Below are 16140 nucleotides of genomic sequence, written 5' to 3' on the forward strand. Positions count from 1 at the left end.
TGGTTTTGTACTGAGTTAAAGCTACCTGAATTTTAACGGTGCCGCAAATGCTTAATCGCAGTTGAACAGGCAGGTGTTGCCTGTGAGACGCTTACCGCCAACCAGGTGTTACAAAATTGGCAAATCAGCGGCCACAGGTTCAAAGCCTTGTTATACAGGGGCTTTAATAACATATTAATCACAGCACTGTATCATTTACGTACACCTGATGTATTGGAAGCGTACGTATACAAGCGGATTTATGTTTTTAATACGCTGTTAATCAATGTCTTGCAGCGTGGCACGTATTTGCATATACTCCTGGAAAATTTGTAAACTTCGTGGATAGAGTAATAGAAAAGAAAAAATGGAGCACCAAACGCCTCATGACCATTACCGGCATCGCAGGCGTGGTAGCACTGGTAGCCGGAAGCATCTATTTTACTTCGGGCAAAAGCAAGCTTAACGTGGATGCCGAGCGCATTACCGTAAGCGAAATCACCAAAGGCCCGTTTCAGGAATTTATACCTGTAAATGGTGTGGTGATGCCGGTAACTACTATTTACCTGGATGCCTCTGAGGGCGGCCGGGTAGAACAGTTGTACGTAGAAGACGGCGCCATGATGAAGAAAGGGCAGCCCATTCTAAAATTATCCAATACCGACGAAGAACTGAACCTGGCCAACCAGGAAACTTCGGTATATGCCGCCCAAACGCAGATGCAGATTTCGCACAACAACGCCCAGCAGAATACGGTAGCCAAATTGAACCAGATGGCCGATGTTGATAATGCCTACAAAGAAGCTGAGCGTGTATACAAACTGGATAAAAAGCTGTATGAGCAGAAGGCGATTGGCTTGCAGGAGTACCAGTCGGCAGAAAATATGTACCAGTATCAGCTGCGCCGCAAACGGTTAACCACCCAGATATTGAGTCAGGACACAACATCGAACCGCCAGCAGGAGCAGCAGGCCGCCGAGCAGTACAACCACATGAAAAGCACGCTTGACCTGATGCGCCGCAAAGTGCAGGATTTAACGGTGAAGTCGCCCATTGACGGGCAGCTTACCTCGATGGATGCCGAAGTAGGCCAGAACAAACGCCAGGGCGAACGCCTGGGGCAGATAGACGTTACCTCGGGCTATAAAGTGCGGGTAGATGTGGACGAGCATTACATATCGCGTATTTATAACGGCCTGGTGGGCGATGTAACCGTAGGCGACAAAACGTATAAGCTGAAAATTAAAAAGGTGTTCACACAGGTAACTAATGGCCGCTTCCAGGTGGATATGGTGTTTACCGGCAAAGTGCCCGATGGTATACGCCGCGGACAAACGTTGCAGATCAGGCTGGCTTTAAGCGATGAAACCCGTGCCGTATTGGTGCCCAAAGGCGGCTTTTACCAGCAAACCGGCGGCAACTGGATATTCAAGCTGAGCAGCGATGGCAAAACGGCTTATAAAACCGACATCCAGCTGGGCCGCCAAAACCCCGACTATTACGAGGTAATGCAGGGCCTGAAACCCGGCGACAAGGTGGTTACCTCCAGCTACGAAACCTACGGCGATATGCAGGAGCTGGTACTGAAAAAATAGAAGCAAGAGACAAGAATCAAGAAGCAAGAGACAAGAATCTGTTTAAATATAATATACATACAGAACACAAGGCAAAAATCACTTCATAATTGACCATTCACAATTCACAACTGACCATTCACTATAACAATCACAATTAAAAATAAAGGCCTCTTCTTCAGGAGGGGTTGGGGAGGCAAATGATAAAGATAACCGAACTCGAAAAATTTTACCGTACCGAAGAAGTGGAAACGGTAGCGCTTAACAAATTATCAATGGAGGTGAACCGAGGCGAATTTGTAGCCATTATGGGCCCCTCCGGCTGCGGTAAATCTACGCTGCTCAACATATTGGGTATGCTGGACGACCCGGATGGCGGCAGTTATATGTTTAATGACATTGAGGTAGCCCACTTCAACGAGCGTAAGCGGGCGGATCTGCGGAAGCATAATATCGGATTTGTATTTCAGAGCTTTAACCTTATTGATGAGCTGACCGTGTATGAAAATGTGGAGCTGCCCTTAATTTATACCGGCGTGGCCGCTGCCGACCGTAAGAGCCGGGTAGAGGAGGTGTTGCAGAAAATGCAGATCATGCACCGCCGTAATCATTACCCGCAGCAGTTATCCGGCGGGCAGCAGCAGCGTGTGGCCATTGCCCGCGCGGTGGTAAATAAGCCGAAGCTGATACTGGCCGATGAGCCTACAGGTAACCTCGACAGCAGTAATGGTAACGAGGTGATGGAACTGCTGACCGACCTGAACGAGCAGGGCACCACCATTGTAATGGTAACCCACTCGGAGCACGATGCCCGCTACAGCCACCGCATCATCCGCCTGCTGGACGGGCAGGCCGTGATAGAGAATATTATGGTATAGCGCATAAAGCATTCACTATAATTTTACCCTAAGTTCTTAAACCATATCAATTCAGTTGTTAGTTGCCCGGTTTCCCTGCCTTACTATTAAGGCAGGGCATAAGGGAACACTCAAATTTCTGCCTTATGTTAAAAAACTATATCAAAATTGCCTGGCGTAACCTGTTAAGGCATAAGAGTTACTCACTGATCAATATAGCCGGTTTGGCCGCAGGTATTGCTTCGTGCCTGCTCATCTTTGTGGTGGTTAACTACGAGCTGAGTTTCGATACCTATAATCCCAATTACAATAACATTTACCGGGTAACCACCCGTATTGCTGGTAGCGATGGGTTAAATAATACGCCTGGTGCACCTACGCCTGTGGTGAACGCTTTGCAGATTGAATTTCCGGAAGCTAAACTGGCCGCCTTTAATACCAGTTACGGCAGCCAGTTTACGGTAGCCGGTAACAGCAACGGCGCAGGGGACAAGAAAATCATTGAACCTTTTGGTGTATTGTATGTGCAATCAAAGTTTTTCGACATGTTTACTTACCGGTGGCTGGCCGGTGATAAGGCGGTACTCAATCAGCCCAACATGGTGGTTTTAGATAAAACAACCGCCAGCAAGTATTTTGGTAACTGGAACAATGCCATGGGCAAGTCCATGAAGATGGACAACCTGTTAAACCTCAAGGTGGCCGGTATTATTGAAGATGCACCATCCAATACCGATTTTCAGTTCAAGATTGTGATTTCTTACATCACCTGGCAGCAAAGTCAGCATTACTCGGGCAACACTAATTTTAATAACGACTGGGGAACTACCAGCAGTAACCATCAGGTGTATATGCAGTTTCCTGCCAGTGCATCTATTGGAAAAGCTCAGGCTCGATTGAACGCTTTTGCTGCAAAGGTGTATAAGCCCAATAGTACCGGTACTAAAAATCAACTTGAGTTTCAGCCCTTATCCATCCTGCATTTTGACACGCGGTATGGTAACAGTGTGGGAGATCATCAAACCAGTATGTCTACCCTCCGTACCCTGTCGTTTATCGCGGCGCTTATTATAGTGATGGCTTCTATAAACTTCATCAACCTTTCCACCGCACAATCGGTAGGGCGTTCAAAGGAAGTAGGGGTACGTAAGGTATTAGGTAGCAGCCGCTGGCAGTTGATGGCCCAGATACTGGGCGAAACCTTGCTGATTGTAGTGATCAGTGTAATATCAGGATTATTGATAGCCAAGATAGCGTTGCCATATTTGAAAAATATTGCCAGCGTACCCGCCGATATAGGTTTGTTCAATATCAGCAGTATGCTGTTCCTGCTGTTAGTTACGGTAGCAATTGTATTGCTGTCGGGTATTTATCCCGCCCTTACCTTATCGGGCTTTAAACCGGTACTGGCGCTCAAAAACAAAATTAATGCTGCTTCAGTAGGCGGCATACCGCTGCGCAGGGTATTGGTAATAGCTCAGTTTGCCATATCGCAGGTACTGCTTATTGGTACCATTGTAGCCGTTAAGCAAATGAACTATGTAAACAGTGCTGACCTGGGTTTTAACAAAGATGCAGTACTGATCATTCCGGGCTATACAGACAGTTTAAGCCTGCAAAAAATGGCTTCAGTTAAACAACAGTTGCTGGCTAACCCACAGGTTAAATCGGTTACGTTTGCTTCTGATGCCCCTTCATCAGATAATAACTGGGTGCAGAATGTATACTTCGACAATAACGGGCAGGGTGATGGTTATAATGTGAACCTGAAATATGCCGATGCTGATTATTTTAAAACCTTCGATTTTACCTTTGTAGCCGGGCATGGATATGCACAAAGTGATACCCTGCGCGAGGTAGTGATTAACGAAGCCTTGATGCACCGTTTTGGCATCCAAAACCCTCAGCAAATAATTGGCAAGGTAATTAAAGCCGGCAGTCCACGCCGGTGGGTGCCTGTGGTAGGCGTAATTAAAAATTTTAAGCTCAATTCACTTCGCGATGAAGTAAGACCGGTGCTGCTTGGTTCCAAAAAGGCAGAGGAATCGCAGCTGGCCGTTAAGCTTAATGTCGCCCATATTAACCAAACGGTAGCCGCCATTAAAGCGGTTTGGGAAAAAAACTATCCCGACTATGCCTATGACGGCTCTTTTTTAGACGAGCGTATTGCACAGTTTTATCAGCAGGAAAACCAGCTGGCCTTGGTCTACAAGGTGTTTGCCGGTATTGCTATCTTTATATCCTGCCTGGGCTTATATGGCCTGGTATCGTTCATGACGGTGCAAAAAACCAAGGAGGTAGGCGTGCGCAAGGTGCTGGGAGCTTCGGTAGCCAGCATTGTGTACCTTTTCTCTAAAGAATTTATGGCGCTCATCAGCATTTCGTTCATTATTGCCACGCCGGCCGCCTGGTATATCATGTCGGGCTGGCTGTCCAATTTTACTTACCGCATCGGGCTTGGTCCGGGCATATTTGTGTTCGCTATGGTAACCTCTGTGGCTATAGCCTGGTTTACGGTGGGGTATAAGGCAGTAAAGGCGGCACTGGTAAACCCCGTAAGGAGTTTGAAAAGCGAGTAATAACAACTGTACAGTAACTATTAACAATTTAAAGATCAGTGTTATGTTTAAAACTTATCTGAAAACTGCCCTGCGCCATTTTAGTAAGCACAAATTGTTTACCCTCATCAACATTTCGGGATTATCGGTCGGCCTGGCTGCTGCTTTAGTTATTTATTTGATTGTGCATTTCAGTTTTACGTTTGATAAGTTTCACACCGATGGGAACCGCATTTACCGGATTGTTACTGATTTCACTTTTTCCGGAGAGGTGAACAACAATGGTGGTGTAACTGCACCTATGGGCGAGGCTGTAAAAACCGAGGTGTCCGGTTTACAGCAATCGGCATATTTTATGACCTGGAGTTCTGACGTGGTCATTGAAAACGGCAGCAAAGCGGCGGCCACTTTTAAGCAGCAACTTGATATTGCTTTTGCCGACCAGCGGTATTTTAACATGTTTAACTATCAATGGCTGGCCGGTTCTGTAAAAACTGCATTAAGCGGGCCAAATCAGGTAGTACTTACACAGGCACAGGCGCAAAAATACTTTCCCCGGCTTTCTTTAAATCAAATCATCGGGCAAAAAATACTTTACCGGGATGATACTGTAAGCACAGTGGTAACCGGAGTAGTAAGGGATTTTTCGCAAAACTCAGATCTTAAATTTCATGACTTTATTTCGTATTCAACATTAAATACGATACCTGACTTGAAACGCCGCTTAACCAACTGGGGAGGTACAGGTTCAAATTCGCAACTATATATAAAGTTGATGCCTGGCGCCCTGCCTGAAAATGTGGAGGGCCAAATTAACAGCGTATTAAAACTGCACCACCCTCCCAAACCCGAAGATAAGGGTAACACGCAGATTTTGCGTTTGCAGTCGCTCAGCAATATACACTTTAATGCAAAATACGCGGTTTACAATACCCCCACGGCCAATATAACGGTGCTTTACGGGCTTATGGCCATAGCAGCATTTTTGCTGCTGCTGGGCTGTATCAACTATATTAATCTTACTACTGCGCAAGCTGCCCAACGCGCTAAAGAGATAGGTATACGTAAAACAATGGGCAGTACCCGCCGCCAATTAATCGGGCAGTACTTAAGTGAAACGTTACTGCTTACGCTGATAGCCGTTTTAATTGCTATGGGTATAGTGCCGCTGATTTTAAAGTTATTTGCCGATTTTGTACCGGAAGGCATTGATGCCAATATTTTTCACCAACCGCATTTAGTTATTTTTATAGTGTTACTGGCCGTGGCCGTCAGTTTATTATCCGGCTTTTATCCGGCTATTATATTATCGGGCTACAAGCCGGTATCAGTGCTCAAAAACCAGGCGTATAACAGCACGCACAAAACCCGCAATTCATTTCTTCGCAAATCATTAACGGTTACACAGTTTGTTATAGCCCAGTTCTTTATTATGGCTACGCTGCTGGTGAGCAAGCAAATCAGCTTTGCGCTGCACAAAAACATGGGCTTTAAAAAAGAAGCTATACTTACCATTAGTTTACCCTGGAAGGAGCGTAATGTGGGCCATAAAAAACTTTTGGTTAACCAGGCCAAAGCTATGCCGCAGGCAGCGTTGGTAAGTTTGGGCGGCGAGGTGCCATCCTCCAATAACTGGAATTCTACAGATGCTACTTACCGCGATGGTAAAAAGGAAATAAAGCTCACCCTGGAGTATAAAAATGGCGACGAAAACTATATTAAACTTTACCACATCCCTTTGCTGGCCGGCCGCAACATCGCCATGAGCGATAGTTCATCGGGAATGCTGGTAAACGAAACGTATACACGGGTACTGGGCTTTACTAAGCCGCAGCAGGCTTTAGGGAAAGCAATAGATTATGGTTTTGATGAAAAAGGAAAGAAGGTGTATAAACAGATTGTTGGTGTAACGGCTGATTTTTATGAGCATTCGCTTCATACAGCAATTAAGCCTTTGGCTATTTTTCCTGATGAAAAGTATGGGGCTACTATGCTGCACCTGGCACTGAAACCGCAAACTACCGGTGGGAATGAGTGGAAACAGGCCATAAGCCAAATGGAACAAAATTGGAAAAGCCTCTACCCCGATGAAGATTTTAAATACAGCTTTTTTGATGAGCAGATTGCCTTATACTATCAAAACGAGCAGCATACTTCGCAGTTGCTGGAATGGGCCACCGGCCTGTCTGTTTTTATCAGCTGCCTGGGTTTATTAGGTTTGGCTGTGTATACTGCCAACCAGCGTACCAAAGAGATTGGGGTGCGCAAGGTATTGGGTGCAACAGTAACGCAAATTGTTACCATGTTATCTGCTGAATTGATTTCACTGGTAGTACTGGCTTTTGTACTGATCAGCCCGGTGGCCTGGTGGGCCATGCATCGTTGGATGCAGGATTTTGCCGTGCGCACACCAATAAGCTGGTGGATATTTGCGCTTAGCGGTGGCGGTATGCTGCTTGTATCGCTGCTTACTGTAAGCTTAAATTCTATAAAAGCGGCTGTAACAAACCCGGTGAAAAGCCTGCGCAGCGAATAGCATTAACTGTATCGCAACCGCACACCACAGTAGCAAATGCGAACGCCCGCATTTGCTATTTTTGTTATCAATAGTTTGATTATAAGCTACATATGGTACTGGCACAGTATTGAACCTCTGTATTTATATTTATTACTCAACACAATGTTATCACTCAAAAATATTTCAAAATACTATCAGGCCGGCGGCAACAAAAATTATATTCTCAACAATGTAAGCATCGATATTGAGGCTGGCGAATTTGTGTCCATCATGGGGCCTTCGGGTTCAGGTAAGTCTACACTGCTCAATATCATTGGTATGCTGGATGAACCTTCCGAAGGCTACTATTACTTTGATAGCCAGGCCGTGCACCTGCTGAAAGAGAAGCAGCGCTCGGCTTTATACAAAGAGAATATCGGCTTTGTGTTTCAGGCTTATCATCTTATCGATGAACTTACGGTATTCGAGAACATCGAAACACCGCTCATTTATCAGAATGTAAAGTCATCAGAGCGCAAAGCGCTGGTGGCTGATACGCTCGACCGTTTTCAGATGGTAGGTAAAAAGGATTTGTTTCCTGCCCAGCTATCCGGCGGGCAGCAGCAGTTGGTAGGCATAGCGAGGGCGCTTATTAGTAAGCCTAAACTGATTTTAGCCGATGAGCCTACCGGCAACCTCAACTCGAAGCAGGGCGACGAGATTATGCAGCTGTTCAGCAAGCTGAACCGGGAAGATAAGGTAACCATTGTACAGGTTACGCATTCTGAAAAGAATGCGGAGTATGGTTCACGCATTATTCACCTGCTGGATGGTAAAATTGATCATACTGCCAACGCCTAACCGCCATGAACTATAAATATTTAATACTCCTCATCGGCGGCTTATGTACAGGATGGGCAGCGCAGGCACAGCAGGACAGCTTAACGTTGCAGCAGTGTGTGGCGGTAGCTTTAAACAACAATCTGCAGGTAAGGCAAACCGGGCTGGAAACCGAGCGCACCCGCATCAATTACCAGCAAGCCAAAGAAAACCTGCTGCCGGCGGTAAACGGCAGTGTAGACCATAACCTCAACAGCGGGCGAAGCCTTGACCCTACCACCTATACTTATGTGAACCAAAAGCTGCTATCGGCCAATTATAACCTGCAGGGTGATTTGACTTTGTTTAACGGCTTGTCGCTGCTTAATAATATTAAGCAAACCAGGCTGGCTTACCAGGCCGGGCAGATGGATTTTCAACAGGCTAAGGATGCCGTTACACTTAATGTGATTACGGCTTACCTGCAGGTACTTAACAATGCTGATCTGGTAAAACAGGCCAACGCCCAGGTAGAAGTATCCCGCCAAACCTTGCAGCGCACTACCATTTTGAACAAGAACGGTGCTGTGAAGCCCTCTGATTTATATGACATACAGGGCCAGCTGGCTGCTGACGAATTGGCGGTGATTAATGCGCAGAATACCCTAGAAGTTTCTAAGTTATCCCTGCTGCAACTCCTGAACATTCCTTATCAGAAGAATTTTAAGATACAGCCGATCTCCACCGCAGCAGAATTAGCTAACTACCCTTATAATGCTGATCAGGTATACAGCACCGCACTTAATGATTTTGCCCAGGTAAAATCGGCCACTTTAAAACGCGAAAGTGCTGAAAAAGGGGTACAGGTGGCCAAAGGTTCACTCTTTCCCACCTTGTCGCTTTACAGTGGCCTGTACTCGCGTTATGCCTACCAATATGATTTTCCGGGTGCGCAGCAAAGTTATGGCAGTCAATTAAAAAACAATTACAGTTCAAGCTTTGGGCTGAGTTTGCAGTTGCCATTGTTCAATTACTTCCGCAGGCGCAATACGGTTTCGCTTTCAAAAATCAATTTGCTTAACACCCAGTATGTGGAAGAGAGCACTAAAATTCAGCTCAAACAAAGCATAGAGCAGGCTTACGTAAACATGACCTCGGCCTACAGCCGTTACCAGGTGCTGCAAAGCCAGGTGAACGCCTTTACCGAATCTTTCCGCATAGCGCAGATACGCTACAACGCCGGCGTACTCACTTCTGTTGATTTCGTGGTGATTAAGAACAAGCTCGACCAGGCCAATACCAGTTTAATTATTTCTAAGTATGATTACGCTATCCGCACTAAGATATTAGATTACTATCAGGGAAAGCTATAAAAAATATTAAGGTTTGTCATTGCGAGGAACGAAGCAATCCCGTCGTATGTAGAGCGAAAAAGCATAGCTACGAAATGTCGCCTATCCTCGCAGCAATGACGCACTTTATTAAATCATTTATCACCTAAAAAAACCGCTATGCTGAAAAACTATTTAAAAACCGCAATTCGCAACCTGCAAAAAAATAAAGGTTTCACCCTCATTAATATAGTGGGGTTAGCCCTGGGGCTGGCTACCTGCCTGCTTATTGTTTTTTATGTGGTTGATGAATTAAGCTACGACCGCTTTAACGAAAAGGCCAGCCGTATTTACCGAGTAAATGAAGATCTAAAGTTAGGAGAAAACCGGGTGCAGTATGCCGTAGCCATGCCGCCGCTGGGCCCGGTGTTAAAAAGCGATTACCCCGAAGTGGAAGATGCCGTGCGTATAAAAGCCATATACGGCATGCATTTAAAACGCGGCAACGAGCTGTTCCTGGAAAATGGTTCAGCCTTTGTTGATGCTTCATTCTTTAGGGTGTTCACTGTGCATTTATTGTATGGCAACCCCGAAACAGCCTTAAAGGAGCCCAACAGTGTAGTACTTGATGCCACTATGGCCGGAAAATACTTTGGCAGTGCAAATGCGTTAAACCAAACACTCAATACGGATGGCCCGCCGCTTAAGGTTACCGGTGTAATGGCCAACATGCCCGAGCAATCGCATTTTAAGTTGGGTGTACTGGTATCCATGTCCACCAACACAGAAGGCCGCTCAACGGAATGGCTGCGGAGTGATTTCAGTACTTATGTATTGTTAAAAAAGGATGCGGATGCTAAACGCCTTGAAGCGCAGTTTCCGCAGTTGCTGCGTAAATATAGCGGAGCCCAGATGCAAACCGAACTTAAAATGAACATCGACTCCTTTGAACGCAGCGGCAGCTTTTTTAAACTGAACCTGATGCCCGTAACCGATATTCATTTGCACTCCAACATGTCGGGCGAGTTGGGCAGCAACAGCACCATGCAGTACATCTACATCTTTTCGGCCATCGCCGTATTTATATTGCTCATCGCCTGTATCAACTTCATGAACCTGAGCACCGCCCGCTCTGCCGACCGTGCCCGAGAGGTGGGTGTACGTAAAGTGTTAGGCTCGGGCCGTAATATGCTGATTGGTCAGTTCTTAACTGAATCAACATTAGTTACATTTTGTGCCATGTTGCTGGCAGTGCTTATTGCCCTGGTTGCCTTGCCGGTATTTAATCAGCTCTCCGGTAAAAACATTTCCATTACTGCACACAGTTTGTTATGGCTGGTGCCTGCACTATTGGCGGGGGTAGCTATCATTGGTTTTCTTGCAGGATCTTATCCGGCATTTTACCTGTCTGGCTTTCAGCCTATACAAGTGTTAAAGGGCAAGCTGTCGGCCGGGTTTAAAAGCGGCAGTTTGCGCAGCTTTTTAGTGATATTCCAGTTTTCGGTATCTATATTTCTGATTATCGGCACACTGGTAGTATACAGCCAGCTGGATTTCATCCGTAAGCGCGATATGGGTTTTGACCGCAACCAGGTACTTGTCATTAATAATGTGAACGATTTAGGCGGCCACGCCAAAACATTTAAACAGCAAGCACTGCAATTGCCCGGCGTAACCAATGCTACACTTACCAGCTTTTTGCCCACCGGCTACTCGCGCAGTACTACTATTTATTACAAAACCCCCACAACCGACAGCAAGCAGTCCATTTTCCCGCAAAACTGGGTTATTGATGAAAATTATATAGCTACCTTAGGTATGAAAATGGCCGCTGGCCGCAGCTTTTCGGCCCAGATGCCTACCGATTCAACTGCGCTTTTAATTAATGAAACTGCGGCCCGTTTCCTGGGCATGAGCCAACCGTTAAACAAAACACTATATAAGTCTGAACTTCACGATTCAAAGCCATACATGAAAGCTTATCACATCATCGGCGTGATCAAAGACTTCAATTTCAATTCCCTGCGCGAAAACATTACCCCGATGGTAATGACGCTGGGTGAGGATGCCGGCAACCTGAGTTTGCGTGTGCAATCGCAGTATGTACCCGGATTGCTTAACCGCCTGCAAAGCGAGTGGAAGGCACTGAGCGCAACGCCATTCCAGTATACCTTTATGGATGCCGCCTTTGAGGCCAGCTACCGCGCCGAGCAGCAGATCGGGCAGATATTCATCACCTTCACCGCTTTAGCTATACTGATTGCCTGCCTGGGGCTGTTTGGGTTGGCTGCCTATGCTGCCGAACAGCGCAACAAAGAAATTAGCATCCGCAAAGTACTGGGCGCTAGTATAGGTACTATCGTAGCTATGCTGTCTAAAGATTTTATCCGCCTGGTCATAATCTCCATTGTAGTAGCCATGCCGCTGGCCTGGCTGGTAATGCAAAAGTGGCTGCATGGCTTTGCCTACCGGCAGCATTTTCAAATATGGATACCGGTAGCTGCCGGGCTGGGTATTATTGCTATAGCCATGCTTACCATTAGTTTTCAGTCTGTTAAAGCCGCCTTTATAAATCCGGTAAAGGGATTAAGAGGGGAGTAGTAACAGCTTGTTTTTTAAGGCGCTTGTTTAGGAGTTTGGCTTTTATGGGCAGCTACCTGGGCATGTGCCTTACTAATATCAGCAAACTTTGGTAGCATTGCATAGACAGAACCTTGTAATGAAAAAGCTTTCAGGCAAAACCGCGTTGATTACCGGAGGCGAATCCGGGATAGGGCAGTGCATTGCTATTGAGTATGCGCTTAACGGTGCAGATGTTATCATCACTTATCTTCATAACGAAGCCGGCGCCAACAGTACTTTATCGCAGATACAGAATGCCGGTTGCCGGAGCATGGCTATACAGGCAGATGTAAGAAACGCCGAAGCGGTAAGGCTTTTATTCGATACGGCGCTTTCACAATTTCCTAACATTGATATACTGGTAAACAGTGCAGGCGTACGAAGTGCAGACAAGTACATTACCGAACTTAGTTTTGCAGAATTTGAAAATACAGTCAGCACAAATTTGTTCGGTACATTTTTATGCTGCCAGAATTTTGTAAGGCATCGCTTGCAGCAGGGCGGTTACGGGCGCATCATTAATGTTACATCAATTCATGAAGAAGTAGTGAGCCCGGGCAAAACTGATTACTGCGCTTCCAAGTCGGCTTTGCGTGGATTTTGCCGCTCGTTGGCTATGGAAGTTGCTGATAAGCAAATTACAGTCAACAATATCGCTCCGGGCATGATTCTTACACAAATGAACCAAAAAGCGGTTGACGATGTAACTTACCGAAAAGCATTAGAGCAACGTATTCCTGCAAAAACCTCCGGAACGCCATTAGATGTTGCAAAGCTTGCGGTTTTCTTAGCCTCTGATGATGCAGGTTACATTACCGGAACTACCCAGATAGTGGATGGAGGACTACATTTAAGCCGCGCACAGGGCGCGCAATAGATTTGTATCACATCAATTAAGTTTTTAGTTGCCGGGCTTGTTTAAATATTTATATTTAAGCATTAAAACAATCCAGAATGAAACTTAGACTTTTAGTGCTATCCGCATGGGTAGGCATCAGCAGCACCGTTGCCTACGCCCAGCAAAAATTTGAATGGAAAACGGCCGCTTCTGCCGGTTATCCGTACAAATACGTAACCGGCGACCCAACCCATGCCCGGTTTTATACCCTTAAAAACGGCTTAACCGTTATCCTGAGCCCAACACCTAAACAGCCACGCATACAGGCTTATATTGCCGTAAAGGCCGGCAGTAAAACCGACCCGGCTGACCATACCGGTTTGGCCCACTACCTGGAGCACGTAATGTTTAAGGGTACGGATAAGTATGGCTCGCTCGACTGGTCTAAGGAAAAACCTTTGCTGGACAAGATTGATGACCTGTACGAGCAATACAACAGTACCAAAGATGAGGCCAAACGCACAGAAATTTATAAGCAGATTGACCAGACCTCCGGCGAGGCCGCTAAATATGCCATTGCCAACGAGTACGACAAAATGATGGCCAGCATGGGTGCGCAGGGCACTAATGCCTTTACCTCGTTTGAGCAAACGGTATATACCGAAGATATCCCAAGTACCGCAGTAGATAAGTTTTTGGCCGTGCAGGCCGAGCGTTTCCGTAACCCGGTCTTCCGTATTTTCCATACCGAACTGGAAGCGGTGTATGAAGAGAAGAACCGCACGCTCGACAGCGACCCGAACAAGGTACAGGAAGCCATGTTTGCCGCCTTATTTCCGAATAATAACTACGGTAAGCAAACTACCATCGGTACGGTGGAACATTTAAGAAACCCGTCGCTGAAAGCCATCCGCAATTATTACCACAACTACTATGTACCCAATAACATGGGCATTATTATGGCCGGTGATTTTAACCCGGATATGATGATCAAGAAGATTGATCAGCGTTTTGGCTATATGGCCCGCAAGGCTGTGCCGCCTTATACGTTTGCACCGGAGAAACCAATTACGGCTCCTGTGCAGAAGGATGTATACGGCCCCAACCCCGAGAACCTGACGATTGCCTATCGCTTTCCGGGTGCTAATACACACGACGCACAATTGCTGAATCTGGTAAGCCAGATACTTACCAATGGCAAGGCAGGCTTGTTTGACCTGGACTTAACAAAAAAGCAAAAGCTACTGAGTGCGCGTGCCGTAGCTTACAACCTGAAAGATTACAGTGCCTTATTATTGCAGGGTAACCCGGTTAAAGGCCAGTCACTAGATGAAGTAAGAAGCCTGATGCAGAGCGAGATTGATAAGCTGAGAAAAGGTGATTTTTCTGATGACCTGATCACTTCGATTGCCAACAACAACAAGCGCACCGTGATCTCGGAAAGTGAAAACTACGGCGACCGTGCCAGTAACCTGATGAGCGCCTTTACTTCGGGCCTCGACTGGCGCACCTCGGTATCTGTGGTTGACGAGCTTTCTAAAGTGACCAAGCCGCAAATTATGGCCTTTGCCAACAAATACTTAACAGATAATGACTTTGTAATTGTATACAAGCATCAGGGCGAAGACAAGAATATTGTAAAGGTTGATAAGCCTGCCATTACCCCGGTGGCTGTAAACCGTGAGGCACAATCCGATTTTCTGAAATCAATTTATGCCATGCCAAGCAACCCGGTTCAGCCCGTGTGGCTGGATTATAACCGCGACATACAACGCGCTAAAGCCGGCCCGGTAGATGTACTGGCCGTACAGAACAAGGATAACAGCCTGTTCCGCCTGTATTACCGTTATGATATGGGCAGCTATAACAATAAGCTGCTGCCTGTTGCTGCGCAGTATATCCAGTTTTTAGGTACCGATAAGATGAGTTCTGAGGATTTCAGCAAGGCATTCTATAAGCTGGCAGCATCATACAACATTAATACCGGTACTGATTTAACAACTGTTAGCCTGAGCGGGTTGCAGGAAAATTTCAGCAAAGCCATGGGCTTGTACGAGGATTTGATTGCCAATTGCAAACCCGACGCACAGGCGCTGGAAGGCTTAAAGGCACGTTTACGTAAATCACGCGATAATGCCAAGCTGAACAAAGGCGCTATTATGGCAGGTTTGATGAGCTACGCGCAATATGGGCAGCAAAATCCGTTCAATAATGTGCTTACCAACGAAGAACTGGATAATTTGAAAGCCGAAGATCTGGTAAACATCCTGCACAGCTTGTCTAACTACAAGCATATAGCGCTGTATTACGGCCCGCAAACTGCGCAGGCGGCAGCCTCATCCATTGCTATACTGCACCGTAAGCCAAATGCATTTACAGCATACCCTGCCGCTATTAATTTTAAGCGCATTAACCCTGCAAAAACACAGGTGTTGTTTGCCAACTTTGATATGGTGCAGGCCGAAATTAACTGGGTACGCAATGAAGCGCCCTACGATGCTGCCAAAACGCCAACTATTGAGTTATACAACAACTACTTTGGCGGCGGTATGAGTGGTATCGTTTTCCAAACCATTCGTGAATCTAAAGCGCTGGCGTATTCAACTTATGCCTTTTATGCACCACCGGCCAAAAAGGAAGACCCGAATTACTTTGTGGCTTACGTAGGTACCCAGGCCGATAAATTTAATGATGCTATAAAGGGCATGAATGAACTGCTTACCGACCTGCCCGAATCAGAGAAAGTAGTAACCGTAGCCCGCCAGAACATCCGCAAATCGCTGGAAACCGACCGCGTAATTCAGGATGGCATCCTGTTCAGCTACCTGAACGCCCAGCGCCATGGTTTGGATTATGATGATCGTAAGAACACCTACGCTTCCATTGATAAACTGAACTTTAACGATATCAAAGCCTTCCATGAAAGTGAAATTAAGGACAAGCCATTCACTTATTGCGTAGTAGCTTCAGATAAACGCGTAAGCGATGATGATTTAAAGAAGTACGGCGAGTTAACAAAACTTAACCTAACCCAGATTTTCGGTTATTAGATTTGCGCTTAATCA

At 46.1% G+C, this 16140-nt stretch carries 9 protein-coding genes; all 9 read left to right on the plus strand.

The genetic code is table 11. The features are described from left to right. The first annotated feature begins 320 nt into the window (after positions 1-320). The gene (locus ACY652_RS13990) at positions 321-1574 is read left to right on the plus strand and encodes an efflux RND transporter periplasmic adaptor subunit (RefSeq protein WP_462265001.1); all 1254 of its coding nucleotides are present in this window, start codon (positions 321-323) and stop codon (positions 1572-1574) included. A 179-nt stretch (positions 1575-1753) separates the two neighbouring features. Further along, on the plus strand, positions 1754-2431 hold the full coding sequence (locus tag ACY652_RS13995) for an ABC transporter ATP-binding protein (RefSeq protein ID WP_462265002.1): 678 nt from the start codon (positions 1754-1756) through the stop codon (positions 2429-2431). 125 nt (positions 2432-2556) lie between these two features. Then, positions 2557-4989, plus strand: a complete 2433-nt coding sequence (locus tag ACY652_RS14000; RefSeq protein WP_462265003.1) for an ABC transporter permease — start codon at positions 2557-2559, stop codon at positions 4987-4989. A 43-nt stretch (positions 4990-5032) separates the two neighbouring features. After that, a complete protein-coding gene (locus ACY652_RS14005; protein ID WP_462265004.1) occupies positions 5033-7504 on the plus strand; it encodes an ABC transporter permease in 2472 nt (823 codons plus the stop codon). Positions 7505-7648: 144 nt separating this feature from the next. After that, positions 7649-8326: an ABC transporter ATP-binding protein gene (locus tag ACY652_RS14010; RefSeq protein WP_462265005.1), complete on the plus strand. Its 678-nt coding sequence runs from the start codon at positions 7649-7651 to the stop codon at positions 8324-8326. 5 nt (positions 8327-8331) lie between these two features. Next, a complete protein-coding gene (locus ACY652_RS14015; protein WP_462265006.1) occupies positions 8332-9657 on the plus strand; it encodes a TolC family protein in 1326 nt (441 codons plus the stop codon). Between the two features lie 138 nt (positions 9658-9795). Further along, on the plus strand, positions 9796-12216 hold the full coding sequence (locus tag ACY652_RS14020; protein WP_462265007.1) for an ABC transporter permease: 2421 nt from the start codon (positions 9796-9798) through the stop codon (positions 12214-12216). Between the two features lie 118 nt (positions 12217-12334). Then, entirely contained in the window at positions 12335-13114 is a 780-nt protein-coding gene (locus ACY652_RS14025; protein WP_462265008.1) for an SDR family NAD(P)-dependent oxidoreductase, read from the plus strand. Positions 13115-13191: 77 nt separating this feature from the next. Next, positions 13192-16125 (plus strand): M16 family metallopeptidase, encoded by a 2934-nt coding sequence (locus ACY652_RS14030; protein ID WP_462265009.1) that lies wholly within the window; start codon positions 13192-13194, stop codon positions 16123-16125. Positions 16126-16140: the final 15 nt, after the last annotated feature.

This window comes from Mucilaginibacter sp. (assembly GCF_965200995.1).
Classification (GTDB): domain Bacteria; phylum Bacteroidota; class Bacteroidia; order Sphingobacteriales; family Sphingobacteriaceae; genus Mucilaginibacter.